The sequence below is a fragment of the Mycobacterium tilburgii genome (genome assembly GCF_902168065.1).
Taxonomy (GTDB): Bacteria; Actinomycetota; Actinomycetes; order Mycobacteriales; family Mycobacteriaceae; genus Mycobacterium; species Mycobacterium tilburgii.
Map to the genome: position 1 here is coordinate 1 of NZ_LR655737.1, position 20,679 is coordinate 20,679.

Consider the following 20,679-nt stretch of genomic DNA (forward strand, 5'->3'; position numbering starts at 1 on the left):
CGACGACAAGGAACAGGCCGAGCATCTGATGCTGGTCGATCTCGGCCGCAACGACCTCGGCCGGGTCTGCTCGCCGGGCACCGTCCGCGTTGAGGATTACAGCCACATCGCGCGCTACAGCCACGTCATGCACCTGGTGTCCACGGTGACCGGCGTTCTCGGAGAGGGTCGCACCGCGTTGGACGCGGTCACCGCGTGCTTCCCGGCCGGCACGCTCTCGGGCGCGCCGAAGGTACGCGCGATGGAGCTGATCGAAGAGGTGGAAAAGACTCGTCGCGGTGTGTACGGCGGCGTCCTGGGCTATTTCGACTTCGCCGGCAACGCCGACTTCGCGATCGCCATCCGCACCGCGCTGATTCGCGACGGAGTCGCCTACGGGCAGGCGGGCGGCGGGGTGGTGGCCGACTCCAGCGGCCCCTACGAGCACAACGAGGCGTCCAAAAAGGCGCGCGCGGTGCTGAATGCGATCGCGGCTGCCGAGACGCTGTCCGCCCCCGACGCGCCCCGCAATGGCTGATGCCCGGCCAGGCCGATCGGCCCGGCTGACAATCGGCATTGCCCAGTTGCTGCTGGTCGTCGGCGCGGCCGCGCTGTGGACTTCCGCGCGGATGCCCTGGGTCGTCATCCGGTCGTTCGACGGGCTGGGACCGCCCAAAAACGTGACCCTGTCCGGCGGGACATGGTCGGCGGCGTTGCTGCCGTTGGCGCTGCTGTTGCTGACAACCGCCATCGCGGCGCTCGCGGTGCGCGGCTGGGCGCTGCGGATGCTGGCGGGTCTGCTGGCCGTAGCCAGCCTGGCGATCGGCTATCTGGGCGTCGGGCTGTGGGTGTTGCCCGACGTGGCGGTACGGGGAACCGAGCTCGCCCATGTTTCGCTGACGACGCCGGTGGGCAGCGAGCGGCGGTATTGGGGGGCGGGTATCGTGGTGGCCGCCGCGGTGTGCACCTTGGTTGCTGCGGTGCTGCTGATGCGGTCGGCGTCGGATGCGGCGGCGCGCCGGAGCACCGACAAATACGCCGCGCCGGCCGCTCGTCGCGCGAATGTGAAACGCGACGGCGCCCCAGGGGTGATGCTGGAAGAACCGGGATCGGCGGGGATGTCGGAGCGGATGATCTGGGACGCACTCGATGAGGGACACGACCCGACGGATCGGCTTCGCGGGCCGGACACCGAGGGTCGGTGAGGGGCCGTAAGCCGACGGTCGCTACTCTTCAGAGACGTCGTCGAAATCGGCTCGGAACCGGTGAGGTGACCTCTGTGTGGCTGCTGGAAGGGAAACGACAGGTTATGAGTCCGGCGACTGTCCTCGACTCCATCCTTGCGGGAGTCCGGGCCGATGTTGCCGCGCGCGAAGCGCGTATCCCACTAGCCGAGATCAAAGCTGCCGCCGCGGCGGCGCCGCCACCACTCGATGTGATGGCCGCCCTGCGCGAGCCGGGAATCGGTGTCATCGCCGAGGTCAAGCGGGCCAGTCCGTCGGCGGGTTCGTTGGCGCCCATTGCCGATCCGGCCAAGCTGGCACGGGCCTACGAAGACGGCGGGGCGCGGATCATCAGCGTGCTGACCGAGGAGCGACGTTTCCACGGCTCGCTCGACGACCTGGATGCCGTGCGGGCCGCGGTGTCGATTCCGGTTCTGCGCAAGGACTTTGTGGTTCAGCCCTACCAAATTCACGAGGCACGTGCGCACGGCGCGGACATGTTGCTGCTAATCGTCGCCGCGTTGGAGCAGTCCGCGTTGGCGGCGATGCTCGATCGCACCGAATCGCTTGGGATGACAGCGCTCGTCGAGGTTCACACCGAACAAGAAGCCGACCGGGCGCTGAAGGCCGGGGCCAAAGTAATCGGGGTCAACGCCCGCGATCTGACGACCCTGGACGTGGATAGGGATTGCTTCGCGCGCATCGCCCCGGGGCTGCCCAGCAACGTAATTCGCATCGCGGAATCCGGGGTGCTCGGTACCGGAGACCTGTTGGCGTACGCGGGTGCCGGTGCTGACGCCGTCCTTGTCGGTGAAGGCCTGGTCAAAAGCGGCGACCCGCGGGCGGCCGTTGCCGATCTGGTGACCGCTGGCACCCACCCGTCCTGTCCGAAACCGGCTCGCTAGTCTTCCGCAGAGTTGCTGGCAGCCCCGTCGTGAAATGTTGAATTCCATGAGCAGCTCCCGCGTCGAGCATTGGTGATGGTGGATCTCACTCGTCCCGCGCTGCCGCTCACCAGCGAAGCCATTTCCACACCCACCCGGCACGATCCCGACGCCCGCGGTCATTTCGGTGGGCCCCGTAGCTATGGCGGCCGGTATGTCGCCGAGGCGTTGATGGCGGTGATCGAGGAAGTCACCGCCGCCTACAAGAAGGAACGCGTCAACCCGGAGTTCCTGGAACTACTCGACGGCTTGCAGGCCAACTACGCGGGCCGGCCCTCGCCGCTCTACGAGGCCACCCGGCTGAGCCCGCACGCTGGGTCCGCGCGGATCTTCCTCAAACGAGAAGACCTGAACCACACCGGTTCTCACAAGATCAACAACGTGCTGGGGCAGGCGCTGCTGGCCAAGCGTATGGGCAAGACCCGGGTGATCGCCGAGACCGGCGCCGGACAGCACGGCGTGGCAACGGCCACCGCCTGCGCGCTGCTCGGGCTGGAGTGCGTGATCTACATGGGCGCGGTCGACACGGCCCGCCAGGCGCTCAACGTGGCCCGGATGCGGCTGCTGGGCGCCGAGGTCGTCTCGGTGGACGCAGGTTCGCAGACGCTCAAGGACGCCATCAACGAGGCGTTGCGGGATTGGGTCACCAACGCCTACAGCACCCACTACTGCTTCGGCACCGCGGCGGGACCGCATCCCTTCCCGACGATGGTGCGCGATTTCCAGCGCATCATCGGCCTCGAGGCACGCGCGCAGATTCAGGCCAAGGCGGGCCGGCTACCCGACGCCGTGACGGCCTGCGTCGGTGGCGGATCCAACGCCATCGGCATCTTCCACGCCTTCATCGACGACCCCGCGGTGCGGCTGATCGGCTACGAGGCGGGCGGCGACGGTGTCGAGACCGGCAGGCATGCCTCCACATTTACCGGCGGTTCGCCCGGCGCTTTCCAGGGATCGTTCTCCTATCTGCTACAGGACGAAGACGGACAGACGGTCGAATCCCATTCCATCGCAGCGGGTTTGGATTACCCGGGCGTGGGGCCAGAACATGCGTGGCTGCGCGATTCCGGGCGCGCCGAGTACCGGCCGATCACCGATTCCGAAGCGATGGACGCCTTCCGGCTGCTGTGTCGCACCGAGGGCATTATCCCGGCCATCGAATCCGCGCACGCGGTGGCCGGCGCGGTGAAACTCGGCAACGAGCTGGACAGCGGCGCGATCATCGTGGTGAACCTTTCGGGTCGCGGCGACAAGGACGTTGAGACGGCCGCGAAATGGTTCGGGCTCCTCGACGAGCAGGCCAGACCATGACCGTCGAGCAAGGTCAGGCCAGCCGGCTCGGCCCGCTGTTCGAGGCGTGCCGGTCGGAGAATCGGGCGGCGCTGATCGGCTATCTGCCCACCGGCTATCCTGACGTGCGCACCTCGGTGGACGCGATGGTCGCGCTGGTCGAATCGGGGTGCGACCTCATCGAAGTCGGCATCCCGTATTCCGATCCGGGTATGGACGGACCGACGATCGCCCGGGCCACCGAGGCCGCGTTGCGCGGGGGAGTGCGCGTCCGGGACGCGCTGACCGCGGTCGAGGCGATCAGTTCGGCCGGCGGCCGCGCGGTGGTCATGACGTATTGGAACCCGGTGCTGCGGTATGGGATTGACGCGTTCGCACGCGACTTGGCAGCGGCGGGCGGACAGGGGATGATCACGCCGGATCTCATCGTCGACGAAGCCGACGAGTGGTTCGCCGCATCCGAGGAGCATCGGCTGGATCGCATCTTCTTGGTGGCGCCGTCGTCGACGCCCGAGCGGCTGATCACCACGGTCGAGGCGTCCCGCGGATTCGTCTACGCCGCGTCGACCATGGGCGTGACCGGTGCTCGCGACGCGGTCTCTAACGCCGCGGCGGAACTGGTGAGCAGGGTCAAGGCGGTGTCCGACATCCTGGTCGGGGTGGGTCTTGGCGTGCGATCGCGCGAGCAGGCCGCCGAGATCGGTAGCTATGCCGACGGGGTCATCACGGGTTCCGCCTTGGTGTCGGCGCTCGGCGATGGTCTCCCACGCTTGCGTGCCTTGTGCCAGGAATTGGCCGAAGGTGTGCGAGTGTCGACATCATGAGGATGTTGCCCAAATATTTCCCGAGCCCGCCGCAAGGTGTCTGGCATCTTGGGCCGTTGCCGATTCGAGCGTATGCCCTGTTCATCATCGCCGGGACCGTGGTCGCGCTGATCATCGGTGACCGGCGTTGGGCCGCGCGCGGCGGGCAGCGCGGAGTTATCTACGACATCGCGCTGTGGGTGGTGCCGTTCGGTCTGATCGGCGGCCGGCTCTACCACCTGGCCACGGATTGGCGGACGTACTGGGGTCCCGATGGCGCCGGGTTGAGTGCGGCGGTCCGGATCTGGGACGGAGGATTGGGCATCTGGGGCGCGGTGGCCCTGGGTGTGCTGGGGGCCTGGATCGGTTGCCGGCGCCGTGGCATTCCGTTGCCGGTGTTCGTCGACGCGGTCGCCCCGGGCATCATCCTGGCGCAGGCCATCGGCCGGCTGGGCAACTATTTCAATCAGGAGCTCTACGGCCACGAGACCACGTTGCCATGGGGGCTGGAGATCTTCTATCGGCGCGACCCGTCCGGATACATCGACCCGCACTCCCTCGACGGCGTTTCGACGGGTCAGCTGGCCGTCGTCGTGCAACCGACTTTCCTCTACGAATTGATTTGGAACGTCATCGTTTTCGCAATCCTAATCTACATTGACCGACGTTACCTGCTGGGTCACGGTCGGCTTTTCGCGGCGTACGTTGCCCTCTACTGCGTCGGACGGTTCTGGGTCGAGCTGTTGCGTGACGACACCGCCACGCATATCGCCGGTATCCGAATCAACACGTTCACGTCCACGTTCGTGTTCATCGGCGCGGTGGTGTACATCATGTTGGCGCCGAAGGGGCGCGAGGATCCGGAGAGTTTGCGGAGCAAGGATTACGTCGACGACGAATCCGAACCAGCGGCCAAGCCAGCCGACGAACTCGCAAGCGTCACCGCGGCCTCGTCGGACGGGCCGGCCGCGAGCGCCGGATCGGCTGAGGATTAGGCGGAAGCGGAGGATTCGCCGGGGTCGTCCGAGGCGGCCGAGCCGGAGGCGGAAGCCGAAGAGGCCGCGGAACCCAAACCATTGAACCCGCAGCGCAAGCCTCGGAACTTGGCATCGACGTCCCGGAGACGCGTCGACGCTGGCCGCTGTGGCCCAGAAGTCGACGTTAGGGCCGCGCCAGCGAACACGCCTCGATTCGTGAGGCTGGGTTATCACCAGCGGATCTGGCATGCTGAGACGGTGACCGATCCGTCCTGGAGCGACGCCCCAGACTCAGGTACACAACCGCAACAACCACCGGGATCTCCGCCGTATTCGGCGGCCGCACCCCGGGACGATCCATGGGCACTCTACGGCCGTCACCCGCTGACAGGGCTGCCGTATTCGGACAAATCGAAGACCATCGCCGGCCTGTTGCAGATGCTCAGCATGGTCGGAATCGGTGGCATCGGCCGGTGCTACATCGGCGACATCGGGATGGGTGTCGCGCAACTTCTCGTGGGTTTGTTGACCTGTGGCGTCGGACTGATCTGGAGCATCGTCGACGCGGTGCTGATGCTCACCGACAAGGTCAACGATCCGCAGGGCCAACCGCTGCGCGATGGCATCTGAGTACGCGTCGCGCACGCCCGGACAACCGGCTCGGCGCGCACACCAGCACCGCAGCTATCTGGCGGCCGGGACCGGCCTGCTGTTGGGCGGGGCCTTGGGCTACATCGCCCTCGTCGACCCGCACGATGCCGGTTCGGTGTACCCGCACTGCCCGTTCAAGGTGCTCACCGGCTGGGACTGTCCCTTCTGCGGCGGGCTGCGGATGACCCATGACCTGCTGCACGGCGATCTGGCCGCGAGCCTCAACGACAACGTTTTCCTGCTGATCGGTCTGCCGCTGCTGGCCGGATGGTTGCTCATCCGACGGCAGCGGGGCCGGCGCTCGGTACCGATACCGGCCACGATCGCGATCGGCGTCGCCACGATCGGATGGACAGTGCTGCGCAACCTGGCTTGGTTTCCGCTGGTTCCGGCGATGCTCAGCGGGTGATTGTGCGCCAACTCGCGCGATGATTTCCCCGTGGCGTTACCTGTGGTCAACTGAGTGGCACCCCGGCCACCCGCGGCATGACTAAGCTGATCGGCGTGAGTAGACGCGGAAAGATCGTCTGCACCCTCGGCCCCGCAACCCAAACGGATGAGTTGACGTTGGCGTTGGTGGAGGCAGGGATGGACGTTGCCCGAATGAACTTTAGCCACGGTGATTATTCGGATCACAAGGCGGCGTACGAGCGGGTACGTGCCGCCTCCGATGCCACCGGGCGCGCCGTCGGCGTGATGGCGGACCTGCAGGGCCCCAAGATCAGGCTCGGCCGCTTCACCACTGGGTCCACCTATTGGGCCGACCGCGAAACGGTCCGGATCACCATTGAGGACTGCGAGGGCACCCACGACCGGGTGTCGACCACCTACAAGGGGTTGGTCGCCGACACCGCGGTGGGTGATCGGCTCCTGGTCGACGACGGCAAGGTGGGACTGGTGGTCGACGCCATCGAGGGCGGCGACGTGGTCTGCCGGGTCGTCGAGGGCGGCCCGGTCAGCAACAACAAGGGCATTTCGTTGCTCGGCATGAATGTGTCAGCACCGGCCTTGTCGGACAAGGACATTGACGATCTCACCTTCGCGTTGGACCTGGGCGTCGACCTGGTCGCGATGTCCTTCGTGCGCTCGCCCTCGGAGGTCGAGCTGGCGCACGAGGTGATGGACCGGGTCGGGCGGCGGGTGCCGGTGATCGCCAAGCTGGAAAAGCCGGAATCCATCGATAATCTCGAAGCGATCGTGCTGGCGTTCGACGGCATCATGGTGGCGCGCGGTGACCTGGGCGTCGAGCTGCCGCTGGAAGAGGTTCCGCTGGTGCAGAAGCGGGCCATCCAGGTGGCGCGCGAGAACGCCAAACCCGTCATCGTGGCCACCCAGATGCTCGAGTCGATGATCGAGAGTTCCCGGCCCACCCGCGCCGAGGCTTCCGACGTCGCCAACGCCGTCCTCGACGGGGCCGACGCAGTGATGTTGTCCGGTGAGACCTCCGTCGGGAAATACCCGCTGGCCGCGGTCCGCACCATGGCCCGCATCGTGACCGCGGTCGAGGAGAACTCCACGGCCGCCCCGCCGCTAACCCACGTGCCGCGCACCAAGCGCGGGGTGATCTCCTACGCCGCCCGTGACATCGGCGAGCGGCTGGACGCCAAGGCCCTGGTCGCCTTCACCCAGTCCGGCGACACCGTCCGCCGCCTGGCCCGGCTGCACACTCCGCTGCCGCTGCTGGCGTTCACCGCCTGGCCCGAGGTGCGCAGCCAGCTCGCGATGACCTGGGGCACCGAGACCTTCATCGTACCGATCATGGACTCCACCGACGAGATGATCCGCCAGGCCGACAAATCGCTGCTGGAACTGGGCCGTTACAAGCGCGGTGACCTGGTGGTGATCGTCGCCGGTGCGCCACCTGGCACAGTAGGGTCAACCAATTTGATCCACGTCCACCGAATCGGGGAGGACGACCTCTAGCGCGAAGGAGAGCCCGTGCCGGCTAGCTTCGAGTCCGACGGAGTGCCGACTACCGATGGCGCATCGGATTTCAAAGCTGCTCGCGGTACTGGATCTCAATCGCCTCGGCGACGACCTGTTCGTCGGGTCCCATCCCAGGATGAACCCAATACGGACCTTCGGCGGGCAGCTCATGGCCCAATCATTCGTGGCGGGCAGTCGCAGCCTGATCCGCGACGATCTGCCGCCCAGCGCCCTTTCGGTGCACTTCATCAACGGAGGGGACATCGCCAAAGACATCGAATATCACGTGGTGCGGCTGCGCGACGAACGACGTTTTGCCAACCGCCGCGTCGACGCTGTGCAGAACGGCGTGCTGTTGTCCACGGCGATGATCTCCTGCATGGCAGGCGGGCGCGGGCCTCGAGCACGCCGTCGACCCGCCGGACGTGCCGCTTCGCCGCACACCCAGCCGCCGATCGGCGAGCTGTTGCGCGGCTACGAGGAAACCGTCCCGCACTTCGTCAACGCGCTGCAACCGATCGAATGGTGCTTACACCAACGACCTCGCGTGGGTGATGCGCGACAAGGGCGAGCGGCTGCCGCACAACTGGGTTTGGCTCAAGGCGCTGGGCGTGGTGCCCGACGACCCGGTGCTACACACCGCGATGATGGTGTATTCCTCGGACACCACCGTGCTGGACTCGGTGGTCACCACTCACGGCCTGTCGTGGGGGTTCGACCGCATCTTCGCGGCCTCAGCCAATCATTCGGTGTGGTTTCACCGGCCGGTCAATTTCAACGATTGGGTGTTGTATTCGACATCGTCTCCGGTGGCCGCGAATTCGCGCGGCTTGGGCGCCGGCGACTTCTTCGACGGCGCTGGGCAACTCGTCGCGACCGTCGTCCAGGAGGGTGTGCTCAAATACTTTCCGCGTTCCAAGTGAAAACGGTTATCGAAAAGTTACTTGGCGCGCGTCCGATTTCGTTTCTGCTGACTCGTAATCGAGGGTAAATTCGGATCGGCCGGGTATTCGGTGGGAGAACGGTGCGTATACAGCGCCGTTGATTGTAAGCCCATCGGGAGGTGAAGCATGAAGATCCCGTCAGTCGACTCCTCCCGAAGCTTCGCGCGCGAACGTGTTGTGGTGCACGTCGATTCGCTCGCCGCCCGTTTTTGGGCGCCTTCGCCCTGCTGAGCGCGGCGTGCTGGCTGGTCGCGATCCTCGCTCGTCACCGCGACCAGCCGCAGTGGCACTACGCCGACCGGCTGGACTGGTTGCTAACGGTGCTCGCCGCGGTCGCCTTGATCGCACGGGGGATCTTCCTGGGACGCCCGGTGACGAGCATGCACGCCGCGCTGGCCGCGCTGTGCGTGGTCGGCGGGATCGGCTCACATGTGCTGGGCTTCGGACTGGTCGGCAATTTCCTGATCGCGGGGTCGGGTATGGTGTTGGCATCGGCTGTTGCTGGAACATCAGCTTGTCCTGCTGATCGCCGGTGAAGAACAGCCCGACGGTGGCCAACAGCGCCACCCAACAACCCAGGATGGCCGCCGGGCGAAACACGCGGCCGAGGTCGACGTCGCCGTTGCGGTGGGCACGAACCACCCACCAGGCGTTGACCGCGGCGACGAAGGTCCCCGCGGTCAACAGTGATCCGGTCACGGCGTGCAAAAACGCCGCTCGCGCAACGTTATTGCTGAGCTGCACGCCTATGCCGTCCAGCTCAGCGCGCCGGGTCGACGTGTTGTAGTACGCCCCACCGGATGCTGCATGAACGAATTCGCGGCAATGATGAAGAACGCGGACAGGTTGACCGCGATCGCGACGATCCATATGCAGGCCAGGTGCACCAGCCGCGGCAGCCGGCTCCAGCCGAAGATCCACAGACCGGGGGAGGTGGATTCGAAGAAGAACGCCGCCAGGCCTTCCATCGCGAGCGGCGCGCCGAAGATGTTACCGACGACTTCGAGTATTGGGACCAGTTCATGCCGAACTGGAATTCCTGCACGATCCCCGTCGCCACCCCGATCGCGAAGTTGCTCAGGAACGGCTTGCCGAAGAACTTGGTCAGCCGGTACCAGGCCTCGTTTCCGGTCTTGACCCAGAGGGTCTGCATGATGGCGACCAGGGGAGCCAGGCCGATCGTCAGCGGCACAAAGATGAAGTGATAGACGGTAGTGATACCGAACTGCCACAGCGAAATGTCGACGACATTCATCGGTCATCTCCTGCAGGGTCTACGACAGAGTGTAGTAGCTGGGTGGGATCGCGCTATGTTCGAGTTCCTTGGAGGCTTCTCGGATTCCGAAGGCGGTGACGACTTCGACGACTCCGATGATGACCAGCCACACACCGACCACGAGCGCCAGCGTGATGATCGACGCGAACGGTGCAGCCAACACCACGATGCCCGCGAGCAGCGTGAGCAACGGCGAAGGTCAGACACACCAGTACGCTCATCAAGGCGTTGATGTTGAGCACCCGCACCCGTCGGAGCGTTGCTGTTGACGTAGTGATCGCTGCGGGCGCGCAGTCTCGGCCCGCACCGCCGCTTTACAGTCCGGGCGTGTCGACTCGTCCGGCCGACTCGGTTGGGCACCGCATTTCTTAGCCACCACAATGAAAGGGTAACCACAAAATCGGAATTTACTCAGCGTGGCAGTGGGCCGGCTAATTCCGTAGCTCCCGGCCGGCGAAGCTTCCCGGCCACTCGCACATTAATTACATTGTCCGCCAACGCTTATCGCGGATCTGGCCGCAGGTTCCCCCTTTATTGACGCTCCTGCAAACAGGGCCGGAGAATACGCCGAATATGTTGTCCTACAAATGATTCCGTTAGCGGAACCGCCTAGATGGCTATGCAGGAGCCGCCGGGGAAGCAGAAATTGCCGCATCCGGAAGTGGCGAGAGGCTGAGCACGATAACCAGGGCAATGAATATTCGGCTACAACGCGACACGACAAACTCCATTTCTGGCAATGGGGCAAAGCGTGCTTACTGTGCGTCTGTCTAACAAGCCTCAGGGTCGGCTGAACGCAACCGTGTCTGGTTCGGGATACCGCCGTTGTCAAAATGCGACCGCTCGAAGTACCGGGCGGGATGCGCGGCGAGCTAGTGATTTGTGGTGCCCTCGGTGAGATTCGAACTCACACTGGACGGGTTTTGAATCCGTTTCCTCTGCCAGTTGGGATACGAGGGCGTGTCCGGCCTACTACAAACGAGCCTCCCACCATAGAGGATTTGGTGTGTGGATGGTCCTCGTAGGCCCCGACGTGGCTGGTTGCGACGATCCACGACACAATATTGGTCATGACAGGCTTCACGACCGACACCAACGTCGATGTGCCGCGCCGGGTCCTGATCGCGGAAGACGAAGCGCTCATCCGACTCGACCTGGCCGAGATGCTCCGAGAGGAGGGGTACGACATCGTCGGCGAGGCCGGCGACGGGCAAGAAGCCGTAGAGCTGGCTGAGAAGCACAAGCCCGATCTGGTGATCATGGACGTCAAGATGCCCCGCCGCGATGGCATCGACGCGGCGTCGGAAATCGCCAGCAAGCGCATCGCGCCGACTGTGGTGCTGACCGCGTTCAGCCAGCGCGACCTCGTCGAACGCGCTCGCGATGCCGGGGCGATGGCGTACCTGGTGAAACCCTTCACGACCAGTGACCTTATTCCGGCCATCGAGCTGGCCGTCAGCCGGTTCGGCGAGATCCGTGCACTCGAACGCGAAGTCGCGACGCTGGGCGACCGGCTGGAGACCCGCAAGGTCGTTGAACGTGCCAAGGGGCTGCTGCAGGCCAAGCAGGGCATGACCGAGCCCGAGGCGTTCAAGTGGATCCAGCGCGCGGCCATGGACCGGCGAACCACGATGAAATGCGTAGCCGAAGTGGTGCTGGAGACTCTGAGCGATTCCGCCGACGAGGCGTCGGGCTAGCCCGACGCGAGGGAGCTCACGGCGTGGCGTGTGCGCTGATGGCGTTGAGCGCGACCCGGTGGCGTTGAGTGTGCGTTCACGGTGCCGACGCGCCGCGACGGCCCGCCGCAGCGGCACACTAAACGCCGCAGCGGCACCACTGGGCGCGGCCGGCTAGCAGGCCCGGCAGTCGGCGCCGTTAGAGGCCGCTAGCGGGCCACGATGACCGACGAGCCGTGCCCGAACAACCCCTGGTTCGCGGTGACGTCGACCTTCGCGTTGTCCACCTACCGGCCTGTGGCCTGGCTGCGCAGCTGCCAGGCCAGCTCGCAGACCTGTGCGATCGTCTGGGCGGGAATGGCTTCGTCGAAGCAGGCCAGCCCGCCGGACGGGTTGACCGGGGCCTTGCCGCCGATCGTGGTGGCGCCGCGGCGCAGCAGCTGCTCGGCCTCGTCCCTCGGGCACAGCCCCAGGTGCTCGTACCAGTCGAGAGTTCTTGATCTTCACCGCGGCGAAGTTCCCCGACGTGGGCGCCGTAGAGGTCCATCCGGCGCCGCGCGAGCAGCGCGAAGTACACCGGGTTCATCGCACCGATCAGGTGGAAGCGCTGCCAGTCGGGGTCGTTCTTGCGGCCTCGCCAACCGGGGCGAACGCACCCTTGGGCGTGGTGTCGGCGCCGATCACCAAAGCGACGTCGTAGAAGCCGGCCAGGATGTGGGCGCGAGCGCTCTGCAGCGCCTGCGAACCGCTGGCACACGCGGCGTAGCTGGAGCTGACCGGCACGCCATTCCAGCCCAGCTTCTGCGCGAACGTCGACCCGGCGATGAAACCGGGGTAGCCGCGTTGCGGATGGTGTCCGCTCCGGTGACTGGTTGGATCTGGCGCCAGTCCAGCCCCGCCTCGGCCAACGCCGCCCGGGCAGCCACCACGCCGTATTCGGTGAAATCCCCGGCCCCATTTGCCCCACGGGTGCATGCCGGCGCCGAGGATGTACAAAGGTTCAGGACTCATCTGACGACCTTCCATGCGTGCACGATGCGCTCGACTCCGATGCGCTCGACTCCGTCGTCGGTGAACAGCGGCATCGTGGTCAGCTCCATCTCCATGCCGACCTTGAGATCCGCCGCCAGCGTCCCCTCCGACCACCTTGCCCAACACGATGATTCTCTCCTCGGCCAGCTCCACCGTGGCGATCGCGAACGGCTCGAACGGGTCCGCCGCCGGATACGGCGCGGGCGGGCGGATGCTGGTTTTCGGTGTAGCTCCACAGCTTTCCGCGGGTCGACAACGCACGGCCTCTAGCGAGTCGCTGGCGCAGGCTGGATTGGGGCAGTTGTTCTCGCGCGGCGGGAGACGTAGGTGCTGCACTGTGGGCACTTACTGCCGATCAGATGCGAATGTCCGGCGTCATCGGCGGCGAACCAGCCGTCGACGCGGGTTGTGTACTGGTGACCTCTGCCACCCGGCCAGACTACCTAGCTCGGACACAAAACTGAAACGTGTTGTAGTTCTGGCTCGACGCCGGTCGGGGCCGCGTGGCCGTCACACCCGATGCCTAGAGTGAGAGCCGTGCCTGCCGCCACCGTGATTCCCGGCGAGGAACAGACCAAGCCGACGCTGATGTTGCTGGACGGCAATTCGCTGGCGTTCCGCGCGTTCTACGCCTTGCCCGCGGAGAACTTCAAAACCCGCAGCGGCCTGACCACCAACGCCGTCTACGGCTTCACCGCCATGCTGATCAACCTGCTGCGCGACGAGTCACCGACGCACGTCGCGGCGGCGTTCGACGTGTCCCGCCAGACGTTCCGGCTCGAGCGCTATCCGGAGTACAAGGCCGGCCGGTCGCAAACTCCCGACGAGTTCCGCGGCCAGATCGACATCACCAAGGAAGTGCTTGCTGCACTTGGTATCACGGTGCTCGCCGAGCCCGGCTTCGAAGCCGACGATCTGATCGCGACGCTGGCGACCCAGGCCGAACACGAAGGCTACCGGGTGCTGGTGGTCACCGGCGACCGCGACTCGCTGCAACTGGTCAGCGACGACGTCACGGTGCTGTACCCGCGCAAGGGTGTCAGCGAGCTCACCCGCTTCACCCCGGAGGCGGTCGTCGAGAAGTACGGCCTGACCCCCACGCAGTACCCGGACTTCGCCGCGCTGCGCGGCGATCCCAGCGACAACCTGCCCGGCATCCCCGGCGTGGGGGAGAAGACCGCGTCGAAGTGGATCGTCGAATACGGATCGCTGCAGGGGCTGGTCGACAACGCCGATTCGGTGTGCGGCAAGGTGGGCGACGCGCTGCGGGCCCACCTGGCCAACGTGATCCGCAACCGGGAGCTCACCGAACTGGCCAAGGACGTACCGCTGGCGCAGACGCCGGACACGCTGCGATTGCTGCCGTGGGACCGCGACCAGATTCACCGCCTGTTCGACTACCTGGAGTTCCGGGTGCTGCGCGACCGGCTGTTCGAGACGCTGGTGGCGGTCGAGCCCGAGGTCGACGAGGGATCTGACGTGCGGGGCGGCGCGCTGGAACCCGGCGAGCTGGCGGTGTGGCTGGCCGAACATAGCCCGGGCAAGCGGTTCGGCCTGGCCGTCGTCGGCACCCACCTGGCCTACGACGCCGACGCCACCGCGCTGGCCATCGTCTCCGCCGACGGCGACGGCCTCTACATCGACACCGCCACGCTGGATCCCGACGACGAGGCGGTGCTGGCGTCCTGGCTGGCCGACCCCGGCCCGCCCAAGGCGCTGCACGAAGCCAAGCTGGCGATGCACGATTTGGCCGGACGGGGCTGGACGCTGAACGGCGTCACCTCCGACACCGCGCTGGCCGCCTACCTGGTGCGGCCCGGGCAGCGCAGCTTCGCCCTCGACGATCTGTCGTTGTGCTACCTGCGGCGCGAATTGTGCGCCGAAACGGCCGAGCAACAACAGCTTTCGCTGCTCGACGATTCGGAAGGCGTCGACGACCAGGCGGTGCAGACGCTGATCCTGCGGGCGGTGGCGGTGCTGGATCTCGCCGATGCTCTCGACGAGGAACTGGCGCGGATCAACTCCACCTCGCTGTTGGCCAACCTGGAGTTGCCGGTGCAGCGGGTGCTGGCCGGGATGGAGCACACCGGCATCGCGGTGGACCCGGAGCGGCTCAGCGAGCTGCAGAGCGACTTCGCCCGCCAGATCCGCAACGCGGCCGAGGCGGCCTACGAGGTGATCGGCAAGCAGATCAACCTCGGCTCGCCGAAACAGTTGCAGACGGTGCTCTTCGACGAGCTGGGCATGCCGAAAACCAAGCGTACCAAGACTGGCTACACCACCGACGCGGACGCGTTGCAGTCGCTGTTCGATAAGACCGGTCATCCGTTCCTGCAGCACCTGCTCGCGCATCGCGACGCCACCCGGCTCAAGGTCACCGTCGACGGATTGCTGTACGCGACGGCCTCCGACGGGCGCATCCACACCACGTTCAACCAGACCATCGCGTCGACGGGCCGGTTGTCGTCGACCGAGCCGAACCTGCAGAACATCCCGATCCGCACCGAGGCCGGCCGGCGCATCCGCGACGCGTTCGTGGTCGGCGACGGGCCCGATGGACCCATGGCCGAGCTGATGACCGCCGACTACAGCCAGATCGAGATGCGGATCATGGCGCACCTGTCCAAGGACGAAGGGCTGATCGAGGCCTTCAACACCGGCGAAGACTTGCACTCGTTCGTCGCCTCCCGCGCGTTCGGTGTGCCGATCGAAGAGGTGACCCCCGAGCTGCGGCGCCGGGTCAAGGCGATGTCTTACGGCCTGGCCTACGGCTTGAGCGCTTACGGATTGTCGGCCCAGCTCAAGATCTCCACCGAGGAAGCCAAGGCGCAGATGGACCAGTACTTCGCCCGGTTCGGCGGTATCCGCGACTATCTGCACGACGTCGTCGAGCAGGCCCGCAAGGACGGCTACACCTCCACGGTGTTCGGTCGCCGGCGCTACCTGCCCGAGCTGGACAGCAGCAACCGCAGCGTCCGCGAGGCGGCCGAACGCGCCGCGCTCAACGCCCCCATCCAGGGCAGCGCCGCCGACATCATCAAGGTGGCGATGATCGAGATGGACAAGGCGATCAAGGAGGCCGGGCTCAAATCGCGGATGTTATTGCAGGTCCACGACGAATTGCTGTTCGAGATCGCCCCTGGGGAGCGCGAGCAGGTCGAAGCGCTGGCCCGCGAGAAGATGGGCGGCGCTTACCCCCTGGACGTCCCGCTCGAGGTGTCCGTGGGCTACGGGCGTTCCTGGGATGCCGCCGCGCACTGAGGCGACAACCCCGCGCAATTAGCCCAGACTTAATTTCCGCGTCAGCTATGCAGGCGTATAAGAGGCCGGGTTTGGCCAGCGTGTGCCATGTCGAGTAGCCTCAACATGTAAATCCCTGATTTATCCCTACGACCAAACCTGTCCGGAGCACCCCAACAATATGCCGAGTCCCACCGTTACCTCGCCCCAAGTAGCCGTCAACGACATTGGCTCCAGCGAGGACTTTCTCGCCGCAATCGATAAAACGATCAAATACTTCAACGATGGCGACATCGTCGAGGGCACGATCGTCAAAGTGGACCGGGACGAGGTGCTCCTCGATATCGGCTACAAGACCGAAGGGGTCATCCCCGCCCGCGAACTCTCCATCAAGCACGATGTTGAGCCCAACGAGGTCGTTTCCGTGGGTGATGAGGTCGAGGCCCTGGTGCTCACCAAAGAGGACAAAGAAGGCCGCCTGATCCTGTCCAAGAAGCGCGCCCAGTACGAGCGCGCCTGGGGCACCATCGAGGCGCTCAAGGAGAAGGACGAGGCCGTCAAGGGCACCGTCATCGAGGTCGTCAAGGGCGGCCTGATCCTCGACATCGGGCTGCGCGGCTTCCTGCCCGCGTCGCTGGTGGAGATGCGCCGGGTCCGCGATCTGCAGCCGTATATCGGCAAGGAAATCGAGGCCAAGATCATCGAGCTGGACAAGAACCGCAACAACGTGGTGCTGAGCCGCCGCGCCTGGCTGGAACAGACGCAGTCCGAGGTGCGCAGCGAGTTCCTCAACCAGCTGCAGAAGGGCACCATCCGCAAGGGTGTGGTGTCCTCCATTGTCAACTTCGGCGCGTTCGTCGACCTGGGCGGGGTGGACGGTCTGGTGCACGTTTCCGAGCTGTCCTGGAAGCACATCGACCACCCGTCCGAGGTGGTCCAGGTGGGCGACGAGGTCACCGTCGAGGTGCTCGACGTGGACATGGACCGCGAGCGGGTTTCGTTGTCGCTCAAGGCGACTCAGGAAGACCCGTGGCGCCACTTCGCCCGCACCCACGCGATCGGTCAGATCGTGCCGGGCAAGGTCACCAAGCTGGTTCCGTTCGGTGCGTTCGTCCGCGTCGAGGAGGGCATCGAGGGCCTGGTGCACATCTCCGAGCTGGCCGAGCGCCACGTCGAGGTGCCGGACCAGGTGGTCGCCGTCGGTGACGACGCGATGGTCAAGGTCATCGACATCGACCTGGAGCGCCGCCGGATCTCGTTGTCACTCAAGCAGGCCAACGAGGACTACACCGAAGAGTTCGACCCGGCGAAGTACGGCATGGCCGACAGCTACGACGAGCAGGGCAACTACATCTTCCCCGAGGGCTTCGACGCCGAAACCAACGAATGGATGGAAGGTTTCGACGCCCAGCGCCAGGAGTGGGAGGCCCGGTACGCCGAGGCCGAGCGCCGGCACAAGATGCACACCGCGCAGATGGAGAAGTTCACCGCTGCCAAAGCGGCCGGGCACAGCGACAGCGACCACGCGCCGGGCAACGGCGCGCCCGCGGAGAAGGCGGCGGGCGGTTCGCTGGCCAGCGACGCACAGCTGGCCGCGCTGCGGGAAAAGCTCGCCGGCAACGCTTAAATCTCGGTCAGGGATGCTGCGCATCGGGTTGACCGGCGGCATGGGCGCCGGCAAATCAGCGCTGTCGGCCATGTTCGCGGAATGCGGCGGGGTCATCGTCGACGGCGACGTCATTGCCCGCGAGGTCGTCCAGCCGGGCACCGAGGGGTTGGCGTCGCTGGTCGAGGCGTTCGGTGCGGACATCTTGCTGTCCGACGGGTCGCTGGATCGTCCTGCCCTGGCCGCCAGGGCTTTTCCCGATGACGAAGCACGCCAGAAGCTGAACGGGATCATCCATCCGCTGGTGGCCCGGCGGCGTGCGGAGATCATCGCGTCGGTGCCTGGGGACGCGGTAGTTGTCGAGGACATTCCGCTGTTGGTGGAATCTGGTATGGCGCCGCTGTTTCCACTCGTGATCATCGTGTACGCCGACGTCGAAGTGCGGGTGCGCCGGCTCGTCGAACTGCGTGGTATGCCGGAGGAAGACGCCCGCGCCAGGATCGCCGCCCAGGCCGACGACGATCAGCGCCGTGCCGTCGCCGACATCTGGATGGACAACTCGGGCAGCCAGGAGGAGCTGGTCGACCGCGCCCGTGCGGTGTGGAACGACCGGATCGTGCCGTTCGCGCGCAACCTGTCCGAACGCCGGACCGTCCAGGCGCCGGTGCGGGTGGTGGCGGCCGATCCGACGTGGCCGGACCAGGCGCGGCGCATCGTTGCCCGGCTGTCCACGGTGTGCGGGCACAATGCGGTGCAGGTCGATCACATCGGGTCGACCGCGGTGCCCGAATTCGACGCCAAGGATGTCATCGACGTCCAGATCACCGTCGAATCACTCGTGGTCGCCGACGAACTCGGTGATGCGTTGCTGTCCGCCGGCTACCCGCGCATCGCGCACATCGAGCGCGACGAGGTTCAGGCCAAGGCCCGCAGCACCGTCGACGAGTACGACCACAACGACGATCCCGCCTTGTGGCGCAAGCGAATCCATGGCTCCGCCGACCCCGGACGTCCGACGAACGTGCATATCCGGGTGGGCGGCTGGCCCAACCAGCAGTTCGGGTTGCTGTTCGTGGACTGGCTGGCGGCCAACCCGCAGGAACGGGCGGACTACCTGGCCGCGAAGAAGTCGGCGCAGCAGCAAGCCAACGGCGACATGGCGGCCTACGTCGAGGCCAAGGAGCCGTGGCTGGCCGGGGCCTACCGCCGCGCATGGGAGTGGGCGGACTTCACCGGCTGGCGGCCCTGACCGACACCTCAGTGCTGGCAGTGTGGGCACCACACCGACGTCCGGGCGCCCACTCGGTCGCGGCGCAGCTGTGTTCCTCAGCGTGGGTAACTGGGGTCGGGCTCGTCACGCACTCGGGTCAGCCAGCGGGGCAGGCCGGGAACCCGGCCATGCCGCACCGAGGTGTGCAGCACATGAGTCATCGCGGTGTGGTGCAGCTGCTTGATGTCGTGGCATCCAGGTCGGCGACCGGGCGGGTGGGCTGAAGCCTGGCCCGCCAGCATATTTCGTCGGTGAGCAGATTACCCAGACCCGCGATCACCGATTGGTCCATCAGCGTAGGCTTCAACCGGGCGCCCCGGCGCTGCCGCCCCGCGAAGGCGTCGCGAAACGCCGCCAGGTTCATGCCCAACGCATCCGACCCCTGTGGCCCCAGCACGCCCGCGATCTCGTCCTCGCCGTCGGACAGCCACACCCCGCGCAGCTTGCGCAGATCGGCGTAGCTCAGTTCACCCTTGTCGAGCAACAACTAGCCGCTCATATTTTTCTGGGTCGGCGCCGGCGTCGGCGAAGCAAGGGTGTCCGGTCATGCCGCTGTGGATCAGCAACGTCGGGCCGTCAGTGGGCAAAATCAGCCACTTGCCGTGCCGGCGTGGAGCCCTGAAGCGGTGCCCGGCGAGGCGGCGCCCGAGCGCGGTGGCGGACGCGTTGCGCAGAATTGCGGGTTCGTTGACCCGCCACGCGCACGATCTTGCGGCGGGGCAGGGTTTTTAGCCAACTCGCTCCGAAACCCTTCGACGTCGGGCAGTTCAGGCACGAGCTTCGCCAGCCATTCGATCGGACCGGTCAGCGAGTTGCCGCCCTCCTTGTCGACCTCGACCCCGCTCATCCAGTCCGGCAGTGTCTCGGCGAAATCCTGTTGCACAAACCCTTTTTCGCCGATGCCCCCGGGAACCGCTGCACGGTCAGCGGGCGGTCGTGCAAATGCGGCAGCATGGTGTCGGCGACGGCGCCGTAGTAGTCGGCCAGATGTGCTTGGTGATGCCGTCCTGCAGGAACAGGACCCGGACCGGGCGGGTGACCTCGACCTCGATGCGTGCCATTAGGTTGTTTCCCGTATCACCTCGGTGGGTTCTGGTTCGCGCCGGTGTTCGCTCACGGGCATAGCGCAGAGTTACCGCCTCGCGGCTTGCGAAACCTGCGCCGCCCTGCACTCACCGGTCGCGCCAGCTGAGCTCGATGCCTTCGCCGGCCAACCAGCGGCACAGGTCGTAGTCGGTGCGGGCCAGCCCGTCGAGCGCGTGGACGACGCGCCGGACCGCCTGCTCGGCCACCTCGGGGGTCAGCAGGCCGAGCCGCACCGCGGCCAGCAGCTCGTCGACGTCTTCCAGGTGTGCGCCGGCGCCGGTGCGTACCTCGATATCCAGGTAGTGGTCCTCCGACGTCCAGGTGCGCGGGCCGGGCCGATATTCACCGACATCGAGGTAGTAGTCGTGGTCGCGCTCGGCACCGGGGTTGAAATGGAACACCGTGGCGCGCAAGCCCAAAGACGGCAACAGCCACGATTCGAGGTAGTGGAACTGGGCTCGTCCGGGCGTGGGACGGGCGACGTAGAGCCCCCACGGACGCACAACGTACTCGTCGACCGCCCGCACGATGCCCTTGGGGTCGGTGTTGGTGCGGTAGAGCAGGTCGAACGTCTCGCGCTTGGGTGGATGGATGACGTCACCTTACCGGGACACCGGCGGTCAGCGACGCAGCCGGATCTTCCACCAAACGATCGCGCTATAGATTACGCACAGAACTCCCAGCATTCCCATGTCGAGCAGCCATGCACTCTTGGTGTGATTCCAGTGCTGGTCCTTCGGGTCGGTCGGGCCCGGT

The 20,679-nt window shown here is 66.0% G+C and carries 15 protein-coding genes, 1 tRNA gene and 8 pseudogenes; 15 read left to right on the forward strand and 9 right to left on the reverse strand.

The features are described 5' to 3' along the window. The 11 genes and pseudogenes from FQ389_RS15195 to FQ389_RS18250 all read left to right on the forward strand — a co-directional run. Positions 1-517: chorismate-binding protein (locus FQ389_RS15195; RefSeq protein WP_186296461.1), on the forward strand; the 517-nt coding region annotated here is incomplete at its 5' end. Further along, the gene (locus FQ389_RS15200) at positions 510-1,184 is read left to right on the forward strand and encodes a TIGR02234 family membrane protein (RefSeq protein WP_144209122.1); all 675 of its coding nucleotides are present in this window, start codon (positions 510-512) and stop codon (positions 1,182-1,184) included. The genes FQ389_RS15195 and FQ389_RS15200, both read left to right, overlap by 8 nt. A gap of 104 nt (positions 1,185-1,288) precedes the next feature. Then, complete coding sequence (gene trpC, locus FQ389_RS15205; protein ID WP_144209125.1) at positions 1,289-2,107, forward strand: indole-3-glycerol phosphate synthase TrpC; 819 nt, start codon at positions 1,289-1,291, stop codon at positions 2,105-2,107. 75 nt (positions 2,108-2,182) lie between these two features. After that, positions 2,183-3,457, forward strand: a complete 1,275-nt coding sequence (gene trpB, locus FQ389_RS15210; protein ID WP_144209128.1) for a tryptophan synthase subunit beta — start codon at positions 2,183-2,185, stop codon at positions 3,455-3,457. Beyond that, positions 3,454-4,260, forward strand: a complete 807-nt coding sequence (gene trpA, locus FQ389_RS15215) for a tryptophan synthase subunit alpha (RefSeq protein ID WP_144209131.1) — start codon at positions 3,454-3,456, stop codon at positions 4,258-4,260. Before trpB ends, trpA begins: the two co-directional genes overlap by 4 nt. After that, positions 4,257-5,204, forward strand: a pseudogene (lgt, locus tag FQ389_RS15220) (prolipoprotein diacylglyceryl transferase); the annotation flags it as partial. The gene trpA and the pseudogene lgt, both read left to right, overlap by 4 nt. Positions 5,205-5,474: 270 nt before the next feature. Continuing rightward, positions 5,475-5,846: a TM2 domain-containing protein gene (locus tag FQ389_RS15225; RefSeq protein WP_144209137.1), complete on the forward strand. Its 372-nt coding sequence runs from the start codon at positions 5,475-5,477 to the stop codon at positions 5,844-5,846. Beyond that, positions 5,836-6,276: a DUF2752 domain-containing protein gene (locus FQ389_RS15230; RefSeq protein ID WP_144209140.1), complete on the forward strand. Its 441-nt coding sequence runs from the start codon at positions 5,836-5,838 to the stop codon at positions 6,274-6,276. Before FQ389_RS15225 ends, FQ389_RS15230 begins: the two co-directional genes overlap by 11 nt. Before the next feature lie 95 nt (positions 6,277-6,371). Next, the gene (pyk, locus tag FQ389_RS15235; RefSeq protein WP_144209142.1) at positions 6,372-7,790 is read left to right on the forward strand and encodes a pyruvate kinase; all 1,419 of its coding nucleotides are present in this window, start codon (positions 6,372-6,374) and stop codon (positions 7,788-7,790) included. A gap of 55 nt (positions 7,791-7,845) precedes the next feature. Beyond that, positions 7,846-8,716 (forward strand): annotated as a pseudogene (locus FQ389_RS15240) (acyl-CoA thioesterase domain-containing protein). Positions 8,717-8,863: 147 nt separating this feature from the next. After that, positions 8,864-9,225, forward strand: a pseudogene (locus FQ389_RS18250) (hypothetical protein); the annotation flags it as partial. Between the two features lies 1 nt (position 9,226). On the opposite strand, the pseudogene FQ389_RS15245 reads toward FQ389_RS18250, so the two are convergent. The 3 genes and pseudogenes from FQ389_RS15245 to FQ389_RS15255 all read right to left on the reverse strand — a co-directional run. Beyond that, positions 9,227-9,992: pseudogene (locus FQ389_RS15245) on the reverse strand (cytochrome ubiquinol oxidase subunit I); the annotation flags it as partial. 19 nt (positions 9,993-10,011) lie between these two features. Then, positions 10,012-10,203, reverse strand: a pseudogene (locus FQ389_RS15250) (DUF308 domain-containing protein); the annotation flags it as partial. Positions 10,204-10,896: 693 nt separating this feature from the next. Beyond that, a tRNA-Leu gene (locus tag FQ389_RS15255) sits at positions 10,897-10,973 on the reverse strand. 110 nt (positions 10,974-11,083) lie between these two features. On the opposite strand from FQ389_RS15255, the gene FQ389_RS15260 reads away from it, so the two are divergent. Beyond that, complete coding sequence (locus FQ389_RS15260; protein WP_144209149.1) at positions 11,084-11,710, forward strand: ANTAR domain-containing response regulator; 627 nt, start codon at positions 11,084-11,086, stop codon at positions 11,708-11,710. Between the two features lie 188 nt (positions 11,711-11,898). On the opposite strand, the pseudogene FQ389_RS15265 reads toward FQ389_RS15260, so the two are convergent. Together FQ389_RS15265 and FQ389_RS15270 are read right to left on the reverse strand one after the other, a co-directional pair. Continuing rightward, positions 11,899-12,715, reverse strand: a pseudogene (locus FQ389_RS15265) (thiolase C-terminal domain-containing protein). Beyond that, positions 12,697-13,122, reverse strand: a pseudogene (locus FQ389_RS15270) (Zn-ribbon domain-containing OB-fold protein); the annotation flags it as partial. The pseudogenes FQ389_RS15265 and FQ389_RS15270, both read right to left, overlap by 19 nt. Positions 13,123-13,240: 118 nt before the next feature. Here FQ389_RS15270 and polA point away from each other — a divergent pair. From polA to coaE, 3 genes are all read left to right on the forward strand, one after another. Further along, positions 13,241-15,982: a DNA polymerase I gene (gene polA, locus FQ389_RS15275; protein ID WP_144209152.1), complete on the forward strand. Its 2,742-nt coding sequence runs from the start codon at positions 13,241-13,243 to the stop codon at positions 15,980-15,982. A 160-nt stretch (positions 15,983-16,142) separates the two neighbouring features. Beyond that, the gene (gene rpsA, locus FQ389_RS15280) at positions 16,143-17,588 is read left to right on the forward strand and encodes a 30S ribosomal protein S1 (protein WP_144209155.1); all 1,446 of its coding nucleotides are present in this window, start codon (positions 16,143-16,145) and stop codon (positions 17,586-17,588) included. Positions 17,589-17,601: 13 nt separating this feature from the next. Beyond that, entirely contained in the window at positions 17,602-18,816 is a 1,215-nt protein-coding gene (gene coaE, locus FQ389_RS15285; protein WP_144209158.1) for a dephospho-CoA kinase, read from the forward strand. A gap of 8 nt (positions 18,817-18,824) precedes the next feature. On the opposite strand, the pseudogene FQ389_RS22785 reads toward coaE, so the two are convergent. The 4 genes and pseudogenes from FQ389_RS22785 to FQ389_RS15300 all read right to left on the reverse strand — a co-directional run bounded on the left by FQ389_RS22785 (position 18,825) and on the right by FQ389_RS15300 (position 20,450). After that, positions 18,825-19,612 (reverse strand): annotated as a pseudogene (locus tag FQ389_RS22785) (DNA-formamidopyrimidine glycosylase family protein). Between the two features lie 68 nt (positions 19,613-19,680). Next, positions 19,681-19,791: a hypothetical protein gene (locus FQ389_RS21700; protein ID WP_327021943.1), complete on the reverse strand. Its 111-nt coding sequence runs from the start codon at positions 19,789-19,791 to the stop codon at positions 19,681-19,683. After that, on the reverse strand, positions 19,761-19,898 hold the full coding sequence (locus tag FQ389_RS18255; RefSeq protein ID WP_186296462.1) for a hypothetical protein: 138 nt from the start codon (positions 19,896-19,898) through the stop codon (positions 19,761-19,763). The genes FQ389_RS21700 and FQ389_RS18255 overlap by 31 nt, the downstream gene beginning before the upstream one ends. Positions 19,899-20,009: 111 nt before the next feature. Next, positions 20,010-20,450: a DUF402 domain-containing protein gene (locus FQ389_RS15300; protein ID WP_186296463.1), complete on the reverse strand. Its 441-nt coding sequence runs from the start codon at positions 20,448-20,450 to the stop codon at positions 20,010-20,012. Positions 20,451-20,679 lie beyond the last annotated feature (229 nt).

What these genes read in the sequence shown, in the direction of transcription:
- FQ389_RS15200 (WP_144209122.1), top strand. Translation starts at nt 510, where the DNA reads ATGGCTGATGCCCGGCCAGGCCGATCGGCCCGGCTGACAATCGGCATT.
- trpC (WP_144209125.1), top strand. Translation starts at nt 1,289, where the DNA reads ATGAGTCCGGCGACTGTCCTCGACTCCATCCTTGCGGGAGTCCGGGCC.
- trpB (WP_144209128.1), top strand. Translation starts at nt 2,183, where the DNA reads ATGGTGGATCTCACTCGTCCCGCGCTGCCGCTCACCAGCGAAGCCATT.
- trpA (WP_144209131.1), top strand. Translation starts at nt 3,454, where the DNA reads ATGACCGTCGAGCAAGGTCAGGCCAGCCGGCTCGGCCCGCTGTTCGAG.
- FQ389_RS15230 (WP_144209140.1), top strand. Translation starts at nt 5,836, where the DNA reads ATGGCATCTGAGTACGCGTCGCGCACGCCCGGACAACCGGCTCGGCGC.
- FQ389_RS15260 (WP_144209149.1), top strand. Translation starts at nt 11,084, where the DNA reads ATGACAGGCTTCACGACCGACACCAACGTCGATGTGCCGCGCCGGGTC.
- polA (WP_144209152.1), top strand. Translation starts at nt 13,241, where the DNA reads ATGCCTAGAGTGAGAGCCGTGCCTGCCGCCACCGTGATTCCCGGCGAG.
- rpsA (WP_144209155.1), top strand. Translation starts at nt 16,143, where the DNA reads ATGCCGAGTCCCACCGTTACCTCGCCCCAAGTAGCCGTCAACGACATT.
- coaE (WP_144209158.1), top strand. Translation starts at nt 17,602, where the DNA reads ATGCTGCGCATCGGGTTGACCGGCGGCATGGGCGCCGGCAAATCAGCG.
- FQ389_RS21700 (WP_327021943.1), bottom strand. Translation starts at nt 19,791, where the DNA reads ATGCTGCCGCATTTGCACGACCGCCCGCTGACCGTGCAGCGGTTCCCG.
- FQ389_RS18255 (WP_186296462.1), bottom strand. Translation starts at nt 19,898, where the DNA reads ATGGCACGCATCGAGGTCGAGGTCACCCGCCCGGTCCGGGTCCTGTTC.